The sequence below is a fragment of the Streptomyces fagopyri genome, from assembly GCF_009498275.1.
GTDB classification, from domain to species: domain Bacteria; phylum Actinomycetota; class Actinomycetes; order Streptomycetales; family Streptomycetaceae; genus Streptomyces; species Streptomyces fagopyri.
The window spans coordinates 2,224,367-2,248,522 of sequence record NZ_CP045643.1; the positions used below are offsets into that span (position 1 = coordinate 2,224,367).

At 70.2% G+C, this 24,156-nt stretch carries 21 protein-coding genes and 1 pseudogene; 14 read left to right on the forward strand and 8 right to left on the reverse strand.

What is annotated here, in order from left to right; translation table 11 throughout:
• The first annotated feature begins 707 nt into the window (after positions 1 to 707).
• The 7 genes from ccrA to pssA all read left to right on the forward strand — a co-directional run bounded on the left by ccrA (position 708) and on the right by pssA (position 8,469).
• Entirely contained in the window at positions 708 to 2,045 is a 1,338-nt protein-coding gene (ccrA, locus tag GFH48_RS09500; RefSeq protein ID WP_153287843.1) for a crotonyl-CoA carboxylase/reductase, read from the forward strand.
• Positions 2,046 to 2,054: 9 nt separating this feature from the next.
• Positions 2,055 to 4,088 (forward strand): protein meaA, encoded by a 2,034-nt coding sequence (locus GFH48_RS09505; protein ID WP_153287844.1) that lies wholly within the window; start codon positions 2,055 to 2,057, stop codon positions 4,086 to 4,088.
• Entirely contained in the window at positions 4,085 to 5,050 is a 966-nt protein-coding gene (locus GFH48_RS09510; protein ID WP_153287845.1) for an HpcH/HpaI aldolase/citrate lyase family protein, read from the forward strand. Before GFH48_RS09505 ends, GFH48_RS09510 begins: the two co-directional genes overlap by 4 nt.
• 5 nt (positions 5,051 to 5,055) lie before the next feature.
• Complete coding sequence (locus tag GFH48_RS09515) at positions 5,056 to 5,583, forward strand: MaoC family dehydratase (RefSeq protein ID WP_153287846.1); 528 nt, start codon at positions 5,056 to 5,058, stop codon at positions 5,581 to 5,583.
• 2 nt (positions 5,584 to 5,585) lie between these two features.
• A complete protein-coding gene (locus GFH48_RS09520; protein ID WP_153287847.1) occupies positions 5,586 to 6,791 on the forward strand; it encodes an acyl-CoA dehydrogenase family protein in 1,206 nt (401 codons plus the stop codon).
• A gap of 180 nt (positions 6,792 to 6,971) precedes the next feature.
• Complete coding sequence (locus GFH48_RS09525; RefSeq protein ID WP_153292814.1) at positions 6,972 to 7,628, forward strand: phosphatidylserine decarboxylase; 657 nt, start codon at positions 6,972 to 6,974, stop codon at positions 7,626 to 7,628.
• 22 nt (positions 7,629 to 7,650) lie between these two features.
• Positions 7,651 to 8,469 carry a CDP-diacylglycerol--serine O-phosphatidyltransferase gene (pssA, locus tag GFH48_RS09530; protein WP_148013295.1) on the forward strand — a complete coding sequence of 273 codons (819 nt, stop codon included), beginning with the start codon at positions 7,651 to 7,653 and terminating at the stop codon, positions 8,467 to 8,469.
• A gap of 78 nt (positions 8,470 to 8,547) precedes the next feature.
• On the opposite strand, the gene GFH48_RS09535 is transcribed toward pssA, so the two are convergent.
• The 5 genes from GFH48_RS09535 to GFH48_RS09555 are packed head-to-tail and all read right to left on the reverse strand — an operon-like array spanning position 8,548 to position 13,495.
• The gene (locus GFH48_RS09535) at positions 8,548 to 9,834 is read right to left on the reverse strand and encodes an ABC transporter substrate-binding protein (RefSeq protein ID WP_228120480.1); all 1,287 of its coding nucleotides are present in this window, start codon (positions 9,832 to 9,834) and stop codon (positions 8,548 to 8,550) included.
• The gene (locus tag GFH48_RS09540; protein WP_228121293.1) at positions 9,831 to 10,889 is read right to left on the reverse strand and encodes a branched-chain amino acid ABC transporter permease; all 1,059 of its coding nucleotides are present in this window, start codon (positions 10,887 to 10,889) and stop codon (positions 9,831 to 9,833) included. The genes GFH48_RS09535 and GFH48_RS09540 overlap by 4 nt, the downstream gene beginning before the upstream one ends.
• A 55-nt stretch (positions 10,890 to 10,944) precedes the next feature.
• Positions 10,945 to 11,835: a branched-chain amino acid ABC transporter permease gene (locus GFH48_RS09545; protein ID WP_153287849.1), complete on the reverse strand. Its 891-nt coding sequence runs from the start codon at positions 11,833 to 11,835 to the stop codon at positions 10,945 to 10,947.
• Positions 11,832 to 12,644, reverse strand: coding sequence for an ABC transporter ATP-binding protein (locus tag GFH48_RS09550; protein WP_153292816.1), 813 nt, complete (start codon positions 12,642 to 12,644; stop codon positions 11,832 to 11,834). Before GFH48_RS09550 ends, GFH48_RS09545 begins: the two co-directional genes overlap by 4 nt.
• A gap of 44 nt (positions 12,645 to 12,688) precedes the next feature.
• Positions 12,689 to 13,495 carry an ABC transporter ATP-binding protein gene (locus tag GFH48_RS09555; protein ID WP_153287850.1) on the reverse strand — a complete coding sequence of 269 codons (807 nt, stop codon included), beginning with the start codon at positions 13,493 to 13,495 and terminating at the stop codon, positions 12,689 to 12,691.
• Between the two features lie 283 nt (positions 13,496 to 13,778).
• On the opposite strand from GFH48_RS09555, the gene GFH48_RS09560 reads away from it, so the two are divergent.
• Positions 13,779 to 14,990 (forward strand): PucR family transcriptional regulator, encoded by a 1,212-nt coding sequence (locus GFH48_RS09560; protein WP_153287851.1) that lies wholly within the window; start codon positions 13,779 to 13,781, stop codon positions 14,988 to 14,990.
• 179 nt (positions 14,991 to 15,169) lie between these two features.
• On the opposite strand, the gene GFH48_RS09565 is transcribed toward GFH48_RS09560, so the two are convergent.
• Positions 15,170 to 16,288 carry a glycerate kinase gene (locus GFH48_RS09565; protein WP_153292817.1) on the reverse strand — a complete coding sequence of 373 codons (1,119 nt, stop codon included), beginning with the start codon at positions 16,286 to 16,288 and terminating at the stop codon, positions 15,170 to 15,172.
• A gap of 199 nt (positions 16,289 to 16,487) precedes the next feature.
• Here GFH48_RS09565 and GFH48_RS09570 point away from each other — a divergent pair, with 199 nt between their 5' ends.
• The gene (locus GFH48_RS09570; protein WP_153287852.1) at positions 16,488 to 17,588 is read left to right on the forward strand and encodes an ADP-ribosylglycohydrolase family protein; all 1,101 of its coding nucleotides are present in this window, start codon (positions 16,488 to 16,490) and stop codon (positions 17,586 to 17,588) included.
• 143 nt (positions 17,589 to 17,731) lie between these two features.
• Complete coding sequence (locus tag GFH48_RS09575; RefSeq protein ID WP_153287853.1) at positions 17,732 to 18,223, forward strand: NUDIX domain-containing protein; 492 nt, start codon at positions 17,732 to 17,734, stop codon at positions 18,221 to 18,223.
• Between the two features lie 221 nt (positions 18,224 to 18,444).
• Here the strand turns inward: GFH48_RS09575 and GFH48_RS09580 are convergent, their stop codons facing one another.
• Complete coding sequence (locus tag GFH48_RS09580; RefSeq protein ID WP_194280538.1) at positions 18,445 to 20,601, reverse strand: DUF1996 domain-containing protein; 2,157 nt, start codon at positions 20,599 to 20,601, stop codon at positions 18,445 to 18,447.
• Positions 20,602 to 21,053: 452 nt separating this feature from the next.
• Here GFH48_RS09580 and GFH48_RS09585 point away from each other — a divergent pair, with 452 nt between their 5' ends.
• The 4 genes and pseudogenes from GFH48_RS09585 to GFH48_RS09600 all read left to right on the forward strand — a co-directional run.
• Positions 21,054 to 21,503: a hypothetical protein gene (locus GFH48_RS09585; protein WP_228120482.1), complete on the forward strand. Its 450-nt coding sequence runs from the start codon at positions 21,054 to 21,056 to the stop codon at positions 21,501 to 21,503.
• On the forward strand, positions 21,500 to 22,888 hold the full coding sequence (locus GFH48_RS09590; RefSeq protein ID WP_153287854.1) for a hypothetical protein: 1,389 nt from the start codon (positions 21,500 to 21,502) through the stop codon (positions 22,886 to 22,888). Before GFH48_RS09585 ends, GFH48_RS09590 begins: the two co-directional genes overlap by 4 nt.
• Entirely contained in the window at positions 22,888 to 23,199 is a 312-nt protein-coding gene (locus GFH48_RS09595; protein WP_153287855.1) for a hypothetical protein, read from the forward strand. The genes GFH48_RS09590 and GFH48_RS09595 overlap by 1 nt, the downstream gene beginning before the upstream one ends.
• A gap of 29 nt (positions 23,200 to 23,228) precedes the next feature.
• Positions 23,229 to 23,486 (forward strand): annotated as a pseudogene (locus GFH48_RS09600) (hypothetical protein); the annotation flags it as partial.
• Between the two features lie 176 nt (positions 23,487 to 23,662).
• Here the strand turns inward: GFH48_RS09600 and GFH48_RS09605 are convergent.
• The gene (locus tag GFH48_RS09605; RefSeq protein ID WP_153287856.1) at positions 23,663 to 24,145 is read right to left on the reverse strand and encodes a methylated-DNA--[protein]-cysteine S-methyltransferase; all 483 of its coding nucleotides are present in this window, start codon (positions 24,143 to 24,145) and stop codon (positions 23,663 to 23,665) included.
• Positions 24,146 to 24,156 lie beyond the last annotated feature (11 nt).

The window sequence follows — 24,156 nt, forward strand, 5'->3', positions numbered from 1 at the left end:
GGCTTCCCCGCCCCCACCCGGAAGCGGGCCTCCCCGCTCCTTGCGGAAGCGGGCCTTCCCACCGCCTCCCGTGATCCGAGGTCCATGACCTCGCGCACGCGCCCCGCGACCCGCGCGGCGCGTGCGCCCCACACAGGTGTCGCCACCGTCACCCGATCGGCGGAGCCCCAGGGCGGGCGACCGGGCCGCTCGCACCGTGGAAACTCCCTCGCCTTCGTGGCACCCCGGCCCCCTCGACGGCACTCTCCGCACGCGTCATGTGACTCTCCGCGACATCCGGATCACCCGTCGGCCGCCTCGCCGCCGCCCCACCGCGCCCTCCATTCCCGTGCGAGAGCCGGTCGCACCCCCTCCGAACAGGGGTTTTGATCGATCATCGGTCGATCTGATCGATCATCGCTCACGTGTTACGTAAAGATTTCACCTGAGCGCAACTCATGGCACTCCGTGCCTTGCCAGGTGACACGGCGTGCCATACGTTGATGTTGTCCGGGCGGCCGGCGTGCAGAGATCCCTCGTACGCCGGCTGTCCCCGCACACCACTGGTGAGCGCGCCCGGACGCCTGCGTCACAGGCACCCTCCCGCGCCGACAAAGCGCTGCCACAGCTCCACCTCCGCCGAACCGACGGCACACCCCTCACTCAGCAGCAGCACCGACGTAAGCCCCAGCGTCTTCCCTCGGACGCGTATCGCCGGAGGCAACACCGTGAAGGAAATCCTGGACGCGATCCAGTCGCCGGACTCCACGTCCGCCGACTTCGCCGCTCTTCCCCTCCCCGAGTCCTACCGCGCCATCACCGTGCACAAGGACGAGACGGAGATGTTCGCCGGGCTCAGCACCCGCGACAAGGACCCCCGCAAGTCGATCCACCTGGACGACGTGCCGGTGCCGGAGCTCGGCCCGGGCGAGGCCCTGGTGGCCGTCATGGCCTCCTCCGTCAACTACAACTCCGTGTGGACCTCGATCTTCGAGCCGGTGTCGACCTTCAGCTTCCTGGAGCGCTACGGCCGGCTCAGCGACCTCAGCAAGCGCCACGACCTGCCCTACCACGTCATCGGTTCGGACCTCGCGGGCGTCGTCCTGCGCACCGGCCCCGGCGTGAACTCCTGGAAGCCCGGCGACGAGGTCGTCGCGCACTGCCTCTCGGTCGAGCTGGAGTCCTCGGACGGCCACAACGACACGATGCTCGACCCCGAGCAGCGCATCTGGGGCTTCGAGACCAACTTCGGCGGCCTCGCCGAGATCGCCCTCGTCAAGTCCAACCAGCTCATGCCGAAGCCGGACCACCTGAGCTGGGAGGAGGCCGCCGCTCCCGGGCTGGTGAACTCCACCGCCTACCGGCAGCTGGTCTCCCGCAACGGCGCCGGCATGAAGCAGGGCGACAACGTGCTCATCTGGGGCGCGAGCGGCGGGCTCGGCTCGTACGCCACCCAGTTCGCACTCGCCGGCGGCGCCAACCCCGTCTGCGTCGTCAGCAGCGAGCAGAAGGCGGACATCTGCCGCTCGATGGGCGCCGAGGCGATCATCGACCGCAACGCCGAGGGCTACAGGTTCTGGAAGGACGAGTCCACCCAGGACCCGAAGGAGTGGAAGCGCTTCGGCAAGCGCATCCGCGAGTTCACCGGGGGCGAGGACATCGACATCGTCTTCGAGCACCCCGGCCGCGAGACCTTCGGCGCGAGCGTCTACGTCACCCGCAAGGGCGGCACCATCACCACCTGCGCCTCGACCTCGGGCTACATGCACGAGTACGACAACCGCTACCTGTGGATGTCGCTGAAGCGGATCATCGGCTCGCACTTCGCGAACTACCGCGAGGCGTGGGAGGCCAACCGGCTCGTCGCCAAGGGCAAGATCCACCCGACGCTCTCCAAGGTGTACTCCCTGGAGGAGACCGGACAGGCCGCGTACGACGTGCACCGCAACCTCCACCAGGGCAAGGTCGGTGTGCTCACCCTGGCGCCCCGTGAGGGCCTGGGTGTGCGCGACGAGGAGAAGCGCGCGCAGCACATCGACGCCATCAACCGCTTCCGGAACGTCTGAGGTCCCCAGATGACAGAGCGTCAGCGTCAGAAGGACCGGCCGTGGCTCATGCGCACGTACGCCGGGCACTCCACGGCCGAGGCGTCCAACGAGCTGTACCGGCGCAACCTCGCCAAGGGCCAGACCGGTCTGTCGGTCGCGTTCGACCTGCCGACGCAGACCGGCTACGACCCCGACCACATCCTCGCCCGCGGCGAGGTCGGCCGGGTCGGGGTTCCGGTCTCGCACCTCGGTGACATGCGCCGGCTGTTCCAGGACATCCCCCTGGACCAGATGAACACCTCGATGACCATCAACGCCACCGCCATGTGGCTGCTGGCGCTCTATCAGGTCGTCGCCGAGGAGCAGGGTGTGGACATCACCACGCTCCAGGGCACGACACAGAACGACATCGTGAAGGAGTACCTCTCGCGGGGCACTCACGTGTTCCCGCCGGTGCCCTCGCTCCGCCTGACGACGGACATGATCGCCTACACGGTCTCCCACATCCCCAGGTGGAACCCGATCAACATCTGCTCGTACCACCTCCAGGAGGCCGGTGCGACGCCGGTCCAGGAGATCGCGTACGCGATGTCGACGGCCATCGCGGTGCTGGACGCCGTCCGCGACTCGGGGCAGGTGCCCCCGGAGAAGTTCGGTGACGTCGTCGCCCGTATCTCCTTCTTCGTGAACGCGGGAGTCCGGTTCATCGAGGAGATGTGCAAGATGCGCGCGTTCAACCGCATCTGGGACGAGGTCACGCGCGAGCGGTACGGCATCCAGGACCCCAAGCAGCGCCGCTTCCGCTACGGCGTCCAGGTCAACTCCCTCGGGCTGACCGAGGCCCAGCCGGAGAACAACGTCCAGCGGATCGTGCTGGAGATGCTGGCCGTGACGCTCTCGAAGGACGCACGCGCGCGGGCCGTGCAGCTTCCCGCCTGGAACGAGGCACTGGGCCTGCCCCGGCCCTGGGACCAGCAGTGGTCGCTGCGCATCCAGCAGGTGCTGGCCCACGAGAGCGATCTGCTGGAGTACGAGGACATCTTCGAGGGCTCGCACGTCATCGAGGCCAAGGTGGCCTCCCTGGTGGAGGAGTCGCTCGCCGAGATGGACCGGATCGACGAGATGGGCGGGGCGATGGCCGCCGTCGAGTCGGGCTATCTCAAGTCGCAGCTCGTCTCCTCGCACGCCGAACGCCGGGCCCGGATCGAGGGCGGCGCGGAGAAGATCGTCGGCGTCAACATCTACGAGTCGACGGAGCCCAACCCGCTCACCGCCGATCTGGACGCGGCGATACAGACGGTCGACCCGGCGGTCGAGGCCCGTGTCGTCGCCGCCCTCCAGCAGTGGCGCGACACGCGCTACCAACCGCCGTTCAACCACCCGCGCCCGTGCAAGGCGCTGGAGCGGCTGAAGGAGGCGGCCAAGGGCACCGACAACCTCATGGAGGCCACCCTGGAGTGCGCCCGCGCCGGGGTCACGACCGGCGAGTGGTCCGGGGCCCTGCGCGAGGTCTTCGGCGAGTTCCGCGCACCGACCGGCGTCTCCTCGGCGCCCGTCGCGGTCACCGCCGAGGAGGGCACCGCGCTGGCCCTGGTGCGCCGGCGGGTCGAGGACACAGCCCGGGAACTCGGTGTGGGCAAGCTCCGGTTCCTGGTGGGCAAGCCCGGTCTGGACGGGCACTCCAACGGTGCCGAGCAGATCGCCGTACGGGCCCGCGACGCCGGGTTCGAGGTGGTCTACCAGGGCATCAGGCTGACGCCCGAACAGATCGTGGACGCCTCGATCGCCGAGGACGTGCACGCCGTCGGCCTGTCCATCCTGTCCGGCTCGCACGCCCAACTGGTGCCGGACGTGCTGGAACGGCTGCGCGAGGCCGGCGCGGCCGACATCCCGGTGATCGCCGGCGGGATCATCCCGAACGCCGACGCCGAACAGCTGCGCGCCGCCGGAGTGGCCGCGGTCTTCACCCCGAAGGACTTCGACATCACGGGAATCATCGGCCGTATCGTCGACGAGATCCGGAAAGCGAACAAGCTCGACCCCCTGGAGGTCCCCGCATGACCACGCCCGTCAACCGCCTTCGTCCGCGGCGATCCTGCCTGGCCGTGCCCGGCTCGAACCCGCGCTTCCTGGAGAAGGCCCAGGGCCTCCCCGCGGACCAGGTCTTCCTGGACCTGGAGGACGCCTGCGCCCCGCTGGCCAAGCCCGACGCACGGCACACCATCGTGAAGTTCCTCAACGAGGGCGACTGGACCGGCAAGACGCGGGTCGTACGGGTGAACGACTGGACGACGCACTGGACGTACCGCGACGTCGTCACGGTCGTCGAGGGCGCGGGCCAGAACCTCGACTGCATCATGCTGCCGAAGGTCCAGGACGCCCAGCAGGTCGTGGCCCTCGACCTGCTGCTGACGCAGATCGAGAAGACGATGGGCTTCGAGGTCGGCAAGATCGGCATCGAGGCGCAGATCGAGAACGCGAAGGGCCTGGTGAACGTCGACGAGATCGCCGCCGCCTCGCCGCGCGTGGAGACCATCATCTTCGGCCCGGCCGACTTCATGGCGTCGATCAACATGAAGTCGCTCGTCGTCGGCGAGCAGCCCCCGGGATACCCGGCGGACGCCTACCACTACATCCTGATGCGCATCCTGATGGCCGCGCGGACGCACGACCTCCAGGCGATCGACGGCCCCTACCTGCAGATCCGCAACCAGGAGGGCTACCGCGAGGTCGCGGGGCGCGCCGCCGCCCTCGGTTTCGACGGCAAGTGGGTGCTGCACCCGGACCAGGTGGCCGCGGCCAACGAGATCTTCTCGCCCTCCCAGGAGGACTTCGACCACGCCGAGCTGATTCTCGACGCATACGAGTACTACACGTCCGAGGCGGGCGGCAAGAAGGGCTCCGCGATGCTCGGTGACGAGATGATCGACGAGGCCAGCCGCAAGATGGCACTGGTGATCTCCGGCAAGGGCCGGGCGGCCGGCATGCGGCGCACCAGCAAGTTCGAAGCCCCGGAGGCCTGAGCACCATGCAGTTCGGACGCACGTACGAAGAGTTCGAGGTCGGCGCGGTCTACAAGCACTGGCCCGGCAAGACGGTCACCGAGTACGACGACCACCTCTTCTGCCTTCTGACCATGAACCACCACCCCCTCCACATGGACACGAACTATGCGGAGAGGACGACGGACTTCGGCCGGAACGTTGTCGTGGGCAACTACATCTACTCGCTGCTGCTCGGCATGTCGGTCCCCGACGTGTCCGGGAAGGCGATCGCCAATCTGGAGGTCGAGTCGCTGAAGCACGTGGCGCCGACCTTCCACGGCGACACCATCTACGGCGAGACGACCGTCCTCGACAAGACGCCCTCCCGGTCGAAGAGCGACCGCGGGATCGTCCACGTCGAGACCAGGGGCTACAAGCAGGACGGCACGGTGGTCTGCGTGTTCCGCCGCAAGGTGATGGTCCCCACCGAGACGTACATCAAGGAGCGCGGCGGCGAGCAGCCCGGCCGCCCGGAGCCGACCGCACCCGCGGAGAAGAAGACGGAGAAGTAGCCATGGCGCGACTCGCCCAGACCGCCGGTCTGACCGACGTCCAGCAGGAGATCCTCTCCACGGTCCGCGACTTCGTGGACAAGGAGATCATCCCGGTCGCCACCGAGCTGGAGCACCGCGACGAGTATCCGCAGCAGATCGTCGACGGCCTGAAGGAACTGGGCCTGTTCGGCCTGATGATCCCCGAGGAGTACGGGGGTCTGGGCGAGTCGCTCCTGACGTACGCGCTCTGCGTCGAGGAGATCGCCCGCGGCTGGATGTCGGTGTCCGGCATCATCAACACGCACTTCATCGTGGCGTACATGATCAAGCAGCACGGCACCCAGGAGCAGAAGGACCACTTCCTGCCCCGGATGGCGCTGGGCGAGGTCCGTGGCGCGTTCTCGATGTCGGAGCCGGCGCTCGGCTCGGACGTGTCGGCGATCTCGTCCAAGGCGGTCAGGGACGGCGACTCGTACGTCCTCAACGGCCAGAAGATGTGGCTGACGAACGGCGGCTCCTCGACCCTGGTGGCCGTGCTCGTGCGCAGCGACGAGGGCCATCCCGAGGGGACGGCGCCGCACAAGTCGATGACGACGTTCCTGGTCGAGAAGGAGCCCGGCTTCGGTGAGGTCCGCCCCGGCCTCACGATTCCGGGGAAGATCGACAAGATGGGCTACAAGGGTGTCGACACCACCGAGCTCATCATGGACGGACTACGCGTTCCGGCCAATCGGGTGCTCGGAGGCTCCACGGGCCGAGGGTTTTACCAAATGATGGACGGAGTCGAGGTCGGCCGCGTCAACGTGGCGGCCCGTGGCTGCGGTGTCGCTCAGCGTGCCTTCGAACTGGGTGTCTCGTATGCCCAGCAGCGTCACACTTTCGGCAAGCCGATCGCACAGCATCAGGCCATCCAGTTCAAGCTGGCCGAGATGGCCACCAAGGTCGAGGCCGCGCATGCGATGATGGTGAACGCGGCACGCAAAAAGGACTCCGGGGAACGAAACGACCTCGAAGCGGGCATGGCGAAGTACCTCGCGTCCGAATACTGCAAGGAAGTCGTCGAGGACGCCTTCCGTATCCACGGCGGGTACGGCTTCTCCAAGGAGTACGAGATCGAGCGCCTCTACCGCGAGGCGCCGATGCTGTTGATCGGTGAAGGCACCGCCGAAATCCAGAAAATGATCATCGGGCGCCGACTGCTCGAAGAGTATCGACTTCAGGGCTAGCCAGGGTTGGATGTCCTGGTTCGGGGTGTTTTCTTCGAGAAGAAGATCACACCCCGTCAACACTCTTCGGCCGCCGACTCGGCTTCCTGGCTTGCCCAGTTGTGGCCCACGACCGGTACGATCCCGGGAAAGCCGCCGTCCCCCGTTCCAGCGCGGCATCATCCGCTACGAAGGTCATCCATGCCCCACAGCCAAACCTCTGCACCTCGCGACAGCCTGGTCGGCGTACGCCTTGCGCGCGGAGCATCGCCGTGGCTTCTCCCGACCGTCGCCACCGCAGCACTCAGTCTGGCCCGCTCGCGCCGCTCCGGCGCGGCCAAGGCCGTGGCCGTACCCGCCACCGCGCTCGCGGCGGGCATGCTGTGGTTCTTCCGCGACCCCGAGCGTGAGATCGCCCAGGGCCGTGTCATCTCGCCCGCCGACGGTGTGGTGCAGAGCATCATGCCGTGGAAGGACGGGCGTACCCGCGTCGCGATCTTCATGAGTCCGCTCAACGTCCATGTCAACCGCGCGCCGCTCTCCGGCACGGTGACCTCGGTCGAGCACATCCCGGGTGGGTTCGTCCCGGCGTTCAACAAGGAGAGCGAGAACAACGAGCGTGTCGTCTGGCACTTCGACACCGAGCTCGGCGACATCGAGATGATCCAGATCGCCGGCGCCGTCGCCCGTCGTATCGTTCCTTACATCCCCCGGGGCACGAAGGTCGAGCAGGGTGACCGGATCGGCCTGATCCGTTTCGGTTCGCGCGTCGACATCTACCTCCCCGAGGGCGTCGAGGTCGATGTGGAAGTCGGTCAGAAGACCGTGGCTGGGGTGACTCGAATTGACCGTGATTGATCCTGAGACACAGGCCGGCTGGGTGCCGGAGGCCGACGAGGCGGACGACGAGGAGGAAATGCCCCTCTCTCTTCGCCTCTCGATAGCGGACACCCTCACCCTCGGCAACGCCACGTGCGGCTTCATGGCGGTGTACTTCACCACCACCGGCATCCTGATCCCGCACCTCACCGGCAGCCAGGAGTCGGGCATGGCGCGGCACAGCGCCGCCACGGCCGTCATCCTGATGCTCTGCGCCGCGGTCTTCGACCTGTTCGACGGCCTGGTGGCGAGAAAACTGCGCTCCTCCCCCATGGGCGCGGAACTCGACAACCTGTCGGACCTGATCAGCTTCGGCCTCGCTCCGGCCTACTTCGTGCTGGTCTACGGCATGGTCGCGGACGACGCGCACCAGAGAGTGGCCGCGGTCGGCGCGATCGTGGTGCTGCTGGCGGTCGTGCTGCGGCTGGCGCGCTTCTCCTGCGTGACGGTCAAGGACGGCACGTTCCAGGGCATGCCGTCGCCGTTCGGCGCGCTGACCGTGGTCTCGATCGTGCTGCTGGAGCTTCCCTTCGTCGCCACGCTCATGGCGATCATCGGGACCGCGTGGCTGATGGTGAGCCGGGTCGAGTACCCGAAGCCGCGGGGACGTCTCGCGGTGGCGATGCTCTCCTGGATCGTGCTGAGCATGGGCATGCTGGCGGCCTGGGCCTTCGACGCCCCGGGCGGGCAGCTGCTCCTCCAGACCGGGTGCGCGCTGCAGCTGGTCCTCGGTGCGGTGATCCCCCTCTTCGCCACGGCCCGGAGGGTGAACAACTTCCGCGACAACCGGCGTGAGGCGCGCGCGGCACAGCTGCCGTAGCACCCCGTACGACGGCCCGCTCACGGCGAAGGGCCCCGAACCGTCCGGTTCGGGGCCCTTCGCCGTGAGCGGGCCGGGTCAGTCGCCCGGTGTGTAGCCCTCTGCCACGGCCGAGGCGGCGGCCTGCTGGACGACCTTCATCCCGCCCACGGCGTTCTTGTCCGGTTGCAGGATGACGCTCTCCTTCGAGGAGGGGGCCTTCGGGTCGGTGAAGTCCTGGGTGATCCCGAAGCCCGCGTCGAAGTCGTTGATCGTCAGCAGCGCCTTGTCGACGCCCTCCCGGGTGAGGTCCTTGCCGGCGCAGGCCTTCTTGAGGGCCTCACCGAAGGCGAGCGCGGCGGTCCAACCGGCCACCACGCCGTTGTCCAGCGAGTCCTTCGGATAGGCGGCCTTGTAGTCCTCGACGAGCTTCTTGGCCTGCGGGGTGTCCGCGCCGATGGGCAGCGACGGCGAGGCGACGTAGTAGTTCTTCATCAGGGCGGGGCCCGCCTGGGTGGCGAGCAGCTGCGGCGCGAAGGCCGAGTTGTTGCCGATGATCGGCACGTCGAACCTGCCCGCCGCCGCGACCCCGACGAGCGAGGCCGCCTGGCGTGGACCCGCGCTGATCACGATCGCCTTGACTCCGGCCTGCTTCAGGGCGGCGACCTGGGCGGTCATGTCGTTGTCGGTCGGTTTGATCTTCTGCTCGACGACGGTCAGCCCGGACTGCTCGGCCATGTACTTCGAACCGGCCAGGGCGTTCTCGCCGTAGTCGCCCTCGAAGTACACATGGCCGACCTTGTCGCCCTTCTTCAGTCCCTTCTTCTTCATCAGGAAGTCGAGGGCGTTGATCGTCTCGATGTCGTACGTGGAGCCGATGACCCGGATGTACGGGCTGCCGAGCAGGTGGGCCGACCAGGCCTGGGGCAGCACCAGACCCTTGTCCCGGCCGTCCACGCGCTGCTTGACGGCGGCCACGAACGGCGAGCCGATGAACTGCGTGAACCCGAGCACCTTCGGCTCCAGCTCGGTGTACCCGGCGACCGCCCGCTGCGGGTCGTAGCCGTGGTCGCGTACGGTGAGCGCCAGCTGGTGGCCGCACACACCGCCGTCGGCGTTGGTCTGCTTCACATAGAGCTGCTGGGCCTGTGTGACGCTCTTGCCGAGAGTCGCGTAGACCCCCGTCATGTCGGTGAGCACCCCGAGCGCGATGGTCTTCCCGGAGACACCCACGCCGGTCTTGACGCCACCCGCCCCCTCCTTGTCGCTCTCCTTGCCGTCCTTGGCCTTGGAACTGCACCCGGCCAGCACGAGCAGCACCGCGAGCGCGCCCGCGACCGCCTTCGCCGCGGGTGCCCCCGGCCTCCGTACCATGCGCATGGTCATCTTTCCTCCCCTGGGTTGGGCCTGCCGCGACGCCGGGCGGCCACACTGACCAGACCGCCGGGCAGGAAGAGCACCGCCGCCACGACGGCGGCGCCGTACAGGTACCGGGCCGCCTCGCCCGGTGCGATTCCGCCGGTACCCGGGTCCGAGACCAGGGGCAGGGCGTCGCTGTAGTGGGTCAGCAGCTGGGGCAGCAGGGAGACGAAGGCCGCCCCGACCACCGCGCCCGCCACCGAACCGAGGCCGCCGATGACGATCATGGCGAGGTAGTCGAGCGAGAGCGTGATCCCGAAGTAGTCGGGCACCGTGCGCTGGAAGATCAGCGCGAGCAGCACCCCGGCCAGACCGGCGTACATCGAGGAGAGGACGAAGACCGCGGCGCGGAACCGGGCGACCGGGACTCCGATCACCCCGGCCGCGATCCGGTGGTCGCGGATCGCGTTCAGGGCCCGGCCCGGACGGCCGCGCAGCACGCCGCGGGCGAAGAGCGCGCCCCCCAGCAGTAGCAGGAGTCCCACGTACCAGAGCTTCTCGGCGGAGCCGAAGGGAACGGCGGCGACAACGGTCTCGCGGTCGTCGAAGGTGAGGCCGAACAGGCTCAGCGGCGGTACGTCACGGCCGTTGAAGCCCCCCGTGAGATCCCGCGCGTTGAACAGCACGTGCTGGCCGATGAAGATCAGGGCGAGGGTGGCGATGCCGAGGTAGGCGCCGCGCAGCCGGCCGGCGATGGGACTGAAGAGACCTCCCGCGACTCCGGAGACGCCGACGGCGAGCACGGCGGCGAGCCAGGTCGGCAGTCCAAGACCCGTCAGTCCGTCGCTCCCGTCGGCGGCGAACACGCAGTAGCCATAGGCGCCGACCGCGAGGAAGAAGGCGTGGCCCATGGAGAGCTGTCCGGTCGCTCCGGTCAGCAGGTTGATGCCGATCGCGCCGATCGCCGCGGCCATCGCGAACAGGCCCGCCTGGAGCCAGAAGCGTTCGAGGTAGAAGGGCAGGCCGAGCAGCAGGACGGCGCATCCGGCCCCGGCGTACACGCGGCCGTGCGGCAGCCGCAGGGCGCGGCGGCGCGTGGGCCGCGGCTCACCGGCCGTCTCTTCGCGGGCGAGGACCTCAGACACGGGCGAGCTCCTTCGTACCGAACAGCCCGGCGGGCCGGATGAGCAGGATCGCGACCATGACCAGGTACGGCGCGAGGTCTCCGAGACCGCGCCCGAGGAAGCTGAGGTCGCTCTGGTAGCCGGTGGCGAAGGACTCGGTGATGCCGACCAGCAGGCCGCCCACGAGCGCGCCCGTCGTCGAGTCGAGGCCGCCGAGGATCGCCGCGGGGAACGCCTTGAGCGCGGCGAGGGAGGTGGCGCGTTCCAGGCCGGGCGTCGGGAAGACGGTGAGGAACAGCGCCGCGACGGCGGCCAGTCCCCCGGCGACCGCCCAGGCCCCGAGCGACACCCGGCCCAGCCGGACGCCCATCAGGGCCGCGGTCTCGGGACTCTCGGCGGCGGCGCGCATCGCCACGCCCCAGGATGTGTAGCGGAAGGCCAGCAGGAAGACCGTGATGAGCAGGGCCGCGGCGGCGAACGCGGCGATCCGGGTGTGCGCGAGGGAGACCGGCCCGATGGTGAGCACGGCGTCCCCCCAGGGATCGCCGGGGCTCAGTACGTTCGTGCCGATGCGGCGGGTCAGTTCGGTGGTGAGCAGGATGTCGACGCCGATGGTGACGATGGCGAGGACACTGTGGTCGGTGCCCCGGTAGCGGCGCATCACCAGGAACTCCACGGCGGCGCCGACCAGCGCGGCGCCGGCGATGCCGACGAGCAGCGCGGGCCAGAAGCCGATGTCGTCGTGCAGGGACGCGGTGATGTAGCCGCCCGCGAGAAGCAGTGAGGCGTGGGCGAAGTTGACGACCTCGGTGGCCCGGAAGATCACGACGAAGCCGAGGGCGATCAGGGCGTAGACGGAGCCCAGCGAGACTCCGTTGAGGAGGAGCTCGGCGAACGTGCTCATCGGTCGGTCTCCTCTGCGTCGAGGCGTTCGCCCAGGTAGGCGCGGACGACCGCGGGATCGTTCTGTACGTCGGCGGGGGCGCCGTCGGCGATCCGGCGTCCGAAGTCGAGTACGGTCACCGCGTCCGCGAGCCGCATCACCACCCCCATGTCGTGTTCCACCAGCACGATCGAGATGCCGAGGCTGTCGCGGACGCCGGCGACGACCTCGGCGGTACGGCGCCGCTCGTCGGCGGTCATGCCGGCGACGGGTTCGTCCAGCAGCAGGAGCCGGGGTTCCATGCACAGGGCGCGGGCGAGTTCGGCGAGCTTCTGCTGCCCGTACGGGAGCGAGCCGGCGGGCCGGTCGAGCTGCCGCTCCAGACCGACGAACGCGGCGATCTCACGGACGCGTTCACGGTGCCGACGCTCCTCGCGGGCGGCGGCGGGCAGCCGCAGCCCGGCGGCGAGGAATCCGGTACGGGTCAGCCGGTGCCGACCGAGCAGCAGACTGTCCTCGACCGTGACGCGGGGCGGCAGGGCGAGGTTCTGGAAGATCCGGGCGACACCGAGGGCCGCGATGCGGTGCGGTGGCAGGCCGGTCAGTTCGTGCTCGCCGAAGCGGACGCTTCCCGACGCCGGCCGGTAGACACCGGACAGGACGTTGAAACAGGTGGACTTTCCGGCGCCGTTGGGTCCGATGAGGGCGTGCACGGTGCCGGGGCGCACGGTGAGACTCACCGCGTCCAGAGCGGTCAGTCCGGCGAACCTGACCGTCAACTCCGTTATCCGGAGCGGAGGTACGGCGGAGTCTTCGTCAACTCCCGGCACTGTGGGTGTGGTCGGCGCGGTTTCGGGTCTCTCCACGGGTGCGCTCACCCCTTCCAGCGCGGCAGGGCCGGCAGCGCGCCGCGGGCTCGTGACGCGTCGGCCGCGGCGTCCTCGTCCACCACGCCCAGATAGCGGCGGCGCACCTCGTCGGAGGCGGCGAGCTCGTCGGCGGGACCCGAGAGGGTCACCTCGCCGACCTCCAGGACATAGGCGTGGGTGGCGAGCCGGAGGGCCAGGGCGGCGTTCTGCTCGACGAGGAGGACGGAGGTCCCCTGGGCGTTGATCTCCCGTACGGTGTCGGCGATCCGCGCGGCCATCAGCGGGGCGAGTCCGAGCGAGGGCTCGTCGAGGAGGAGCACCTTCGGGGCGCCCATGAGCGCCCGCCCGACCGCGAGCATCTGCTGCTCGCCGCCCGACAGCAGCCCGGCGCGCTGCTGGGCGCGCTCGGCCAGCACGGGGAACAGGTCGTGCACGCGGCGCAGCGCCCGGGACCGCTCGGCCCGGCCCCCGGTGGCGCCGAGCGCCCCGGCCCGCAGGTTGTCGGCGACCGTCATCCGGGCGAACACACGCCTGCCCTCCGGTACTTGGGAGACCCCCGCGGCGACCACCCGGTCCGGCGGCAACCGGTCGAGAGGACGGCCGCCCAGACTGACGGACCCTCCGGTGACCGCTCCTCCGTGGAAGGAGAGGGTCCGGCACACGGCCCGCAGCAGCGTCGACTTGCCCGCGCCGTTGCCGCCCAGGACCGTGACCACGGCACCTTCCGGAACGTCCAGCGACACCTGGCGCAGTGCGCGCACGGGTCCGTATCCGACCGACAGATCGCGTACGACCAGAGCGGAACCGCCCATGGCACCTCCCTTGTCCTTGCTCGGTACTTGTCGTGACTCGGTGCTCGTCGTGACTCGGTACTTGTCGTGACTCGGTGCTTGTCGTCACTCGGTACTTGTCGTCACTCGGTGCTTGTCGTGGCTCGGTGTGGCGCTCACCTCAGCACCGGCGGGGAGCGTCCGTCCACGGGGGGCGGGCGAATCGCGGCGGGTGCCCAGAGGTCGTGGCCGCCCGTTGTGCGCGCGCACAACGCTGCGTGTCAGGGGCCTGTGCGGGGCGGTGCGACGGTGGCATCCTCCGGCCATGGGAGGGCGCAGACCGCGGACCGGTCATGACTGGATGCTGCTCGCGGAGTCCTGCGGGGCTCTGCTGGAACGACTGCCCGAGCTCGTCGACCAGCACCTGCGACAGCTCGCCGAACACTCGCCCGTCTACGCGCAGGTGCTGCCGCACGACCAGCAGTGGCGGGAGGCGGAGACGGCCATGCGCATCGGCATCGAGACGATCTCGGCGCCACGGGACTCGCCTCGCCGGGATCTGGAGCACGCCGAGCAGGCGGGGCGCCGGCGGGCCCTGCAGGGGCTGCCGCTGGAACTGCTCGTGCACGCCTACCGCGCCGCGGGCTATCTCGTGTGGGACGCGCTCATGGAGGGCCCGGTGGGCCGGGAGCCCGAGCGGCTGGCGGTGCTGATGCGTTCGGCGACGATGGTGTGGTCGGCCGTCGACGCCCAGACGGTCGCCGCGTCGGAGGCGTACCGGTCCACCGAGCGGGAGCTGCGGCGGCGCACGGACGAACAGTTGCAGGCGCTGCTCGACGCCCTGCTGGAGGGACAGGAGGCCCCCGGACTCGCGGCGCGCGCCGCGGCGGGGCTCGACCTGCCCGAGCAGGGACCGTACGCCGTGGTGGTCCTGCGCCCCGAGCGCCGGGACTTACGGGAGGCGGTCCCCCGGCCCGTCCAGAGCGGGGGGCTGCGCTTCATCTGGAGGATGCGGGCGGACTGCGAGATCGGCGTGGTGGCGCTGGGCGCCGACCAGGACCTCGACCAGGTGGTGCGGATGCTGCACGGACGGTGCTCGGGGCCGGGCGGTGTCAGTCCGGTGGTGGCGGGTCTCGGCGAACTGGGGCGGGCGCGGCGGCTGGCGGAGCTGGCGTTGCGCACCTGTACGCCGGACATGACCGAGGTCGTACGTCTCGACCAGCGGATGCCGACGGCACTGGTGGTGAGCCAGCCGGAGCTGGCGGGACGGCTGGTCGGCGACGTGTTCGGGGCGCTGCTGGAGCTGGAGCCGGCCGACCGGGCGGTACTGCTGGAGACCCTCGACGTGTGGCTGCTGTGCGAGGGCTCCGCCGGGCGGGCCGCGGGGCGTCTGTACTGCCACCGCAACACGGTCTTCAACCGGCTGCGACGGCTGGAACAACTGACGTCCCGCTCGCTGGCCCGGCCCCGGGACCTGATCGAGATGACGCTGGCCCTGGACGCGTACCGGTTGTCGGGGGGCGGGACGGCCGGGTGAGGGGCGGCCCGCGGTGCGGGTGACGTGTGGACGGGCGGGCTGTGAACGGCCGGACGACGACGTCACACCGCTCGTCCGGGCAGATGCCGCTGCCCGGACGAGAACGTCACGCCGGCCGGACGCGCGGGTGCCGCCTGCCGGGCGAGGGCATCGCCCGGCAGGCCGGCGGGCGCCGTCGCTCAGAGGAGGAAGTCGCGTCCGATGTTCTCCGCGACGCGCTCCAGGATCGGACCCGCGTCCGCGATGCACGTCGCGATGTCGGGCTCGACGTCGGTCAGCGGGTACGCCCGCCGGATACCGGCCCGCCCGAGCGCTTCCGGGGGCAGGGCGAGCCGCCCGCAGACCGCGACGACCTCCTTGCCCGCCGCGCGTGCGGCCGCCGCGACGCCCGCCGGGGCCTTGCCGTGCAGGGTCTGCTCGTCGAGCGAACCCTCACCGGTGATGACCAGGTCGGCCCGGTCGAGGGCCGGGGCGAAGCCGAGCACGTCGAGCATGACCTCGATGCCGGGTCGGAAACGCGCGCCGACCACGAGCGCCCCGTACCCGATGCCGCCGGCCGCTCCGGCCCCGGGCGCGGCCGCGTACTCGGCGGCCCGCGGACCGACCGCCTTCTCCAGGACGGTGGTGAAGTGGGCGAGCGCGGTGTCCAGGACCACCACGTCGTCGGGGCTCGCGCCCTTCTGGGGGCCGTACACGGCCGGGGCACCCTTGGGACCGGTCAGCGGGTTGTCCACGTCGCTGGCGAGGACGAGGTCGACCGAGGCGAGCCGGGCGTCCAGACCGGACAGGTCGGCGGTCACCACGTCGCCGAGCGCCGCGCCACCGGGCGCCACCCGCTCGCCGTCCGCGTCGAGGAAGCGCGCGCCCAGCGCGGCCAGCATCCCCGCGCCTCCGTCCGTCGTGGCGCTGCCCCCGACACCGAACACGATGACCCGCGCTCCGGCGTCCAGTGCGGCACGCAGCAGTTCCCCGGAGCCGTACGTCGACGCGGTGAGCGGCGCGAAGGTCCCCGCGGGCAGCCGTTGCAGTCCGCTGGCCTCGGCCATCTCGACGACCGCGGTGTCGCCCCGCAGCGCGAACGCTGCCGTGACCTCGTCCCCCAGGGGCCCGGCGACCCGTACCTCCCGGCGCTCGAAACCGGCCGCGACCGCCGCGTCCACGGTGCCGTCGCCGCCGTCGGCCACGGGCAGCGCCTCGATCCCGGCGCCGGGCGCCACCCGGCGCAGTCCGGCCGTCACCCGCTCCGCGACCTCGACGGCGGTCAGCGAGCCCTTGAACTTGTCCGCGGCGATCAGCACCCGCGGATCACGCCGGCCGCCCGTGCGTGTCGTCTTCTCGGCAGAGTCCGCCACCTTGCATTCCCCTTGCTTTCCGGCCTCGCACACGTCAAGGCAGTCGCGCCGCTGCGACCTTAACCGGAGGACGACCCCGCCGTCATGCTCCGGCCCGCCCCCGGAACACCGCACGCCGACGGCCGGAATCGGGTAGACCGGAACCATGACCCCTGTGGGCACCGAGCTCTCGGACCGCGTCCTGGGGGGCTGGCTGGGCCGGATCGCGGGCAACATGCTCGGCAAACCGGTCGAGCAGGGCGACCACTGGACGCGGGACCGCATCGACCGCTATCTGCGCCGGACCGCGGCCCTGCCGCTCACCGACTACCTTCCCGGACCGGCCGACAGCGACCAGGGCGAGGGCGACGAGTTCGCGCTGCGGCCCGAGTGGCGGCAGTGCGTGCGCGGCCGTATCCACGGCAGTTGCCGGGACGACGACGTCGACTACGCGATCCTCGGCCTCGACCTCCTGGAGACGCACGGCTTCGGCTTCAGCACCGAGCAGGTCGGCGACCTGTGGCTGCTGCGGCTGCCCTACCTGCAGACGTTCACCGCGGAACGGGCGGCGTACCGCAACCTCGCCAACGGCATCAAACCGCTTCTCACGGCCACCTACGACAACCCGTACCAGGAGTGGATCGGCGCCCTGATCCGCGCCGACATCTACGGGTGGACCTGTCCGGGGATGCCGCGCCGGGCGGCCTCCCTGGCCCGCAGGGACGCCGTGCTGTCCCACACCGGCAACGGCGTGTACGGCGCCATGTGGGCGGCGGCGCTGGTCTCCGCCGCCTTCACCGCGACCACCGTGCGGCAGGCGCTCGACACCGCGCTGACCGTCATCCCCGCGAGCAGCCGCCTCGCCCGCACCGTGCGCCGGGTGCTCACGCTCCACGAGACCCGGATGACCTGGGAGGACACGCTGAGCACGGTGTCCGAGGAGACCTCCGGGCTCGGCTGGATCCATACGATCCCGAACGCCGCCGTTCTCACGGCCGGGCTCCTGTACGGCGACGGGGACTTCACCCGCACCATCACGCTGACCGTCCGCGGCGGCCTGGACACCGACTCGAACGGGGCGACGGCGGGCTCGGTCGCCGGGGTCCTGTGCGGGGCCGGGGCCGTTCCCGCACAGTGGAAGGACCCCTTGGAGGACACGGTGCGCAGCGCGGTGTTCGGCTTCGACGGTGTACGGATCAGCGAACTGGCCGCGCGCACGGTCGCGCTCGCGGAGGCCGGAGCCGGGACGGCGGCGGTCCCCTCCTGACGGGCGGGCGTCCGTGCCGTTCCTCCCGCCCACGTGTCGTCCCCTTCGGTACCCGTCCGGCTCCGAAACGGGCGACGGCGGCCCCGGCCGAACCGGTCACCGCGTACGGGGGGACGGGCACGCGGGCTGGTTACGCTTCACGGATGACCACTCCGGACTTCGCCACGTACATCGCGGGTCTGCCCCGCGTCCTCGCCGGTGCCGCCGCGCTCTTCCGCGACACGGACGGCCGGATCCTGCTCGTCGAGCCCAACTACCGCGAGGGGTGGGCCCTTCCGGGCGGCACCGTCGAGTCGGACGACGGGGAGACCCCGCGCCAGGGTGCCCGTCGCGAGACCGCCGAGGAGATCGGCCTCGACATCGAACCGGGCCGGCTGCTGGCGGTCGACTGGGTGCACGGGGCCGGACGGCCCCCGCTGGTCGCCTATCTGTACGACGGTGGAGTCCTCGACGAGGGACAGCTCAAGGCGATCCGGTTGCAGGAGGAGGAGTTGCTGTCGTGGCGGCTGGTCCCGCGCGACGAACTGCCCGAACATCTGCCGGGCTCGCTCGGCCGCCGGGTCCTGGTCGCGCTCGACGTCCTGTCCGAGGGCTCGGGAACGGCGGAGCTGGAGAACGGCCACCGGGTGGGCTAGCGGACGGGCCGGGTCGCACCGGACACGCGGGCGGCGGTGCGGGCGGGCGGGCCGGTGACCGGGGCCGCCGACAGGGCTCACCGACCGGCGGCCGAGGCGGGTGTTCCGGTCGTCAGGTGCGATCGGACCGGTCCGCCGACGGGCACGCGACGCGACGACGCCCGTACCCGCGAAGCCGCGGGTACGGGCGTCGTCCTGGTCGGTCGCTCAGGAGGACCGGGTCACACGGCGCTGCGCCTGATCCGGCGCAGGAGCACCAGGCCCGCGATCACGAGCACCCCGCCGCCCGCGGCCGGCCACAGGGTCGTGCCCGTCTCGGCCAGGTCGCCGGTCGCGACCGTCTGCGGTTCGGTCTGCCCCTGGGCCTGTGACGACACCTGCGCGGCCGGGGTGTCCCCGCTCGTGGCCGGGGTCTGCCCGGTGTCCGCCGCGCCGCCCTGGTTCGCCGCGGGCGCGTCGTTCCCGGCGGCCGGGGTCGTCGTGTCCGCCTTGGGCACGACTCCGCCCTGGTCATCGCCCGAGCCACCCTTGTCCGGTTCGGAACCGCGCGTGGTGGCCGGGGGCTTCGGCCGCTGCGTCGCCGCGGGGGTACCGGGGTCGGCGCCGCCGTCACCACCGGAGGTGGGGTCGGCACTCGGGGTCGGGGCGTCCTTCGACGGCTCACCGGAACCGCCGCCGCCGTTCCCGCCGTTACCACCGTTACCACCGGCGCCACCGGCATTGCCGCCGGCACCGCCGTTGCCGTTGTCCCCGCCGGCGCCACCGTTACCGCCGGCACCGCCGTTGCCGTTGTCTCCGCCGTTGCCATCATTGCCGCCGGCGCCACCGTTGCCGTTGTCGCCGCCACCGTTGCCGACACCGTCGACGCACTTCTGACCGGTGTTGATGCAGTCCACCATCTCGCGCATCAGCTTCGCGTCGAAGACGTTGATGAAGTCGTCGTGGTCGGTGATGGCCTTGTGCAGCTGCTCGGGGAACCCGTCGACGGCGTACGGGTTCTTCACCTGGCCGTTCTCCAGGGTCGGCCGCGGAACGTCGTAGACCAGCCGCATCGACAGCTGCGGAATCGCCTTGAAACCGTTCGCGCAGTTACCGGCCGCGTCGGCGAAGGCCACGTGCGTACGGTGGTTGGCGCTGTCGATGTTCTGGCCGTCCCAGCAGCTCTGGAAGGCGAACTTCCGTATCACGCTGGCACCCTGGGGACAGATCGGGTACTTGTCCGTCAGCTGCACCTTGTCCTCGAAGCCGGTGCAGCTCCAGTGCGCGTTGGCGTTCGCGGGGCCGTTGACGAACGCCTTCGCGTCGCCGGTGATGATGCGCAGGAACGTCGGCATCTCGACGACCTTGCTCTGCGGGCTGCCCACGAACTCGATCTGGGCCTCCTTCGCCTGCAGGACCTTGCCGACGTTGCCCTCCAGGCCACCGCCGTTCCTGTCGGCGTCGAACTCCTGCGTGCCGTCCTGCACGCGGAGCACCGGCCAGTAGTACGTGGACTTGTCGCCCTGGTTCTTGCACGTCGTCTCGCCCTTGGCGAGGTCGTCGTTGCTGGCGAACGCGTCGTTCGACTGGTTGCCGACGTAGTCGTGCAGGTGGTGTGCGCCGTTGGCGACACCGGGGGCGACGATCACGTTGTCGGTGTTGAACTTCTTGTTGGCGTTCACACCGCACGTGGTCGTGAACGTACCGGTGGAGGCGTCGCCGCCGTTGCCCGGCTTCTGCGGCACGTTCGGCTGGACGGTCGTGATGTCCACGAAGTCCGCGGCGACAGGCCCGCTGACGGGCGCCGCGCCGCCGCCCTGCTGGCCGTTGTTCTGCTGGCCGTTGCCGTTCTGCTGCTGGCCACCGCCGTTGTCGCCCTGCTGCTGTCCGCCGCCGTTCTGGTCACCGGCGTTGTTCTGGGCCGGGGTGGCGGGAACCGCGGTGCAGGTGGCGACACCGTCGAGCATGGCCGGCGGTTCGGCGCCCGCGTTCTTGAAACCGATCTTGATGCGGTCGATGACCGCGGCCCGCTTCTCCTTCAGCGGACCGAGGACCGCGTTCTGCACGAAGCTCGGGTCCTGCGTCTGGGCCTGCTCCGCCGAGGCGAGGCGTGCGTACGCCTCGGAGATCTGCTGGTCGAGGAGGGCGAGTTGCTTGTCGACCTCCGCCTTCGCGGCCTCCGGCACCTCCGTGAGCTTGCTGCCCACGTCCGGACAGTCGATCGTGGCGGCGCCCGCCGCCTTGGTCTCGTTCTGCTGCCCGGACGCACCGCCCCAGCTCTCGGTGGCTGACGCGTAGACATTGACCGCTACCAGCCCTCCTCCGCCCAATATCAGCGCGGCTGCGGCAAATGTCGCACGCCGTGCCCCTGTGGGGCGTCTGCGCGTGTTCCGTCTCACGTGTGTACTCCTACGCCTCGTAACAGGCCCGGCATGGAAATCCCCCCTGCCATACGTAGAGGGACCCAGGGGCGTTCAAGTGCCCCAGGAATTCACAGCGGTCTCATACCCGATGACCCATGGATCACGGCCTCGCGGCCCCGTGACCCCTCGCTCCGGGGCACCTTATATCCACTCGCACCGGCCGGACGGGCGCCCTGCCCTCGGCATCACGACCAAGCCTCTCGTCGCCGTCCTCAGTGGTGCGGGCATCTCCACCGACGAGGGGATTCCGTCAACGTATCCCGCGTACCGGCGGAGGCGGCAGCGACGATGGACCTCGCCCGCATACGGCACGTCAGGGCGGAGCGACGTGCCGTCACTCCGCAAAGACGTGACGAGGTTTCGGTAAAGCCCCCCCAATGGCATGATCGACTGGCTGTTCGGGACAACGAGCTGGAGGGGGAACGGAGTTGTCTTTCGATGAGGAGTGGGCCCGGTTGAAGGCCGACGCCCTGGCGCGCGGGTCGACCGGCATGCAGATCGACCAGCTTCCGGCCGACGCGAGCGGTGGCCCCGGCGCACCGGTCGCCGGGAGTCTGGTGGCCAAGACCGACTCGATCAACGGCAACGCGAATCTGCTGATCGAAATAGCGGGCTTCCTCCAGGAGGGCCGGCCCGACGCCGAACTCACCACCATGGCCCGGGAGCCTCGAACACACGAGGACGTCGCCAGGCAGGTGGCCCGGTTCGCCGGATTCGCGGATGACCAGTACCTCGACGCGGTCGCTCTCCTCGCGGCACTCTCCACCCGCCTGCGGACAGTCGGCAGCGACTTCGTGAAGATCGACGACGACACGGCACAGCGCTTCCTCGACGACATGTTGCGCTACGGCCAGTACGTCGCTCCGGAGGCACGATGAGCGGCGGGATCAGCCACCGCAAGGACGTTGAATATCTGGAGGGCTGCAACCCGCCCCTCGTCGAGCGGAACGCGGACGAGTTCAAGCGCCTGCACGACATGCTCGTGGCGGTCGACCCGTCCGCCGAGCGAGCCGAGAAGCACACCCAGTGGAAGAGCGAAGGCAGCCGGCACTACGAAGCCCGGCTCACCGAGGCGCGCAAGCTGCTCACGCAGCTCGCCGAGGGTTACCACAAGGCCGCCGGCGCCCTGAGCGATTACGCGTTCGCCCTGGAGGTCGCCAAGGCGCACTACTCCAACGGCAAGGCGAACGAGCAGTCCCTCGCAAACCTGATCCACACCAAGGGCACGGCGATCACCCGTGAGGCCCAGGAGGCTGAGCCGATGCGCCAGTGGGAGGACATGCGGGCCACCACCGGCGTCATGGACTTCTTCGCCGAACTCACCATGGATGTCGACGACATCCGCGACGACGCGAACCGGCTGCACGACGCCGCCGGCGGCGATTTCCATCTGGCGAAGGCCACAGAACACGAGGCACGGGAGATCTGCGTCCACCAGCTCAAGCAGGCGTACGACCTGCTGCCGGACTTCCGCATGGGCTTCGTTCAACGCGTCGACATCGTCTCGGCGATCGCGGACTTGCGGCGAGAGGCAGCCGAGGCGCGCACGAATCCGCTGACCCGTCTGCCCGGCAGCGGACCCAAGCAGGACCACTACCCCATCGCCGGGAACGACATCGTCTCCCCGACGCTGCGCGACATCCGCCTCGCGGTCGCCAACCTCCCCGGGGCGAAGGACAGTTACTGGAGTCCGCCCTCCAACGCCCAGGAGCGCGCCGACTGGATCGCGGCGAACAAGGACATCATCAAGGCGGCGGCACAGAACTCGGGGCTCCCGCCGGACATGGTCGCCGGTATCGCATGGCAGGAGATCGGCGGACAGCCGGGCATCCTGGACGACATCACCGACACCATCCGCGAACAGGCTGACTCCCCACTCAGTCCGATCGCCCCCGAGAGCCTTCCCTGGCGTCTCGGCGGCGATCCCGACAACACGTCCATGGGGCCCATTGCCATCCAGGTGCGACGCGGCGCCGAGGTCCTCGGCTACGACCCCGACCACCTCACCGACCAGCAGCGCAGCATGGTGGAGGATTCTCTCCAGGACCCTGCGCAGAACATCTTCATCGCCTCGGAGTACCTGGCCCAACTCAAGGCGGAGAGCGAGTTCGCCAACGTGCCCGCGGAGGAGATGACGCCGGCCCAGTATCAGGAGCTCGCCGCGCGTTACAACGGTGGCCCGTACTGGCGGACCGGCGACGCCCAGGCCTACGGGCGTGGCTTTACGAACAATCTGGACGAGGCAAGGAACGCACTGCGCTGATGACCAGCCCTTCCCACGTGGACAACGACCGCGGCTGCCTGCGCCTGGTCCTCGCCGTTCCACTGATCCTGCTCACCCTTGTCGCTGCGTACTTCTGCTGGACGGCACTGACCATCCGTCCGTCCGGGCCCTGGGACGACGACGCGTATGCCGGCATCGTTCTCTCGTGCGTCCTCACCATCGGGGCTGCCGGTGCGGTGGCAGTGCTGTGGCTGCTGCCGTCGGTACGACGGATCATGGGGTGGTGGTGGGTGGGCCCCGCCGTGCTGTTGGGTGTGATCGCAGCTGTCCGATGGGTGACGGGCGGTTAAGCCATCCAGCGCCGTCGCTGCGTCCACCTGCCCATATGCCGTTCGGCGAGCGGCTCGACCCCGTGGTGCTGGGCGAGGCCGCCGCCATCACCGAGGCGTGTGAGGTGTTCATCGCCGTCGGCAGCCGCCTCCGGGTCCAGCCGGCCGCCGGACTCGCGGGCGTCGCCGCCGACCACGGCGCGCGACTCGTCGTCGTCGACGCCGAGCCCACCCCCTACGACGACCGTGCCGCCGAGGTCGTACGGGAGCCGATCGGCACCGCCCTGCCCGCACTGCCGCGCCGGCTCCGCGAGACCGGTCCCTGGAACGGCGCCCGCCCCGCCCGAGCCGAACGGCGGCCCGGCGGCGGGAACTTGCCGCTCGCCGCACAACACCGGCCCGTACCGGCAGGGCGACTGCCCCCACGCCCCTGGGCGTGGGCGCAACGGGCGGGACCCGTCGGTGACGCGTCCCGCCGGCCGGGTCAGAAGAGGGCGGAGCCCCGCTCGAAGTCCAGGAGGCGGCGCTTGCGGTCCAGGCCGCCGCCGTAGCCCGTGAGACTTCCGTCGGCGCCGACCACGCGATGGCAGGGCACGATGATGCCGACGGGATTCCTGCCGTTGGCGAGGCCCACCGCGCGGGAGGCCTTGGGGTTGCCGAGGGCGTCGGCGAGTTCACCGTACGAGCGGATCTCGCCGTAGGGGATGCGGACCAGTTGGTCCCAGACACTGCGCTGGAAGGGCGTGCCGGCCAGGCGCATCGGCAGGTCGAACTCCTTGAGGCCGCCCGCGAAATAGGCCGCCAGCTGACGCTTCGGCTCGGCCAGCAGGCTGTCGTCCCGCTCGCCGAAGTCCTCCTGGGGCGGGCGGTGCCGCTGGCCGACCATGTAGAGGCCGCACAGGAGGCCGTCGTCGGCGACAAGGGTGAGGGGGCCGTAGGGGCTGTCGGTGATCGTGTGTCGTTTCACTGCGTGTCCTC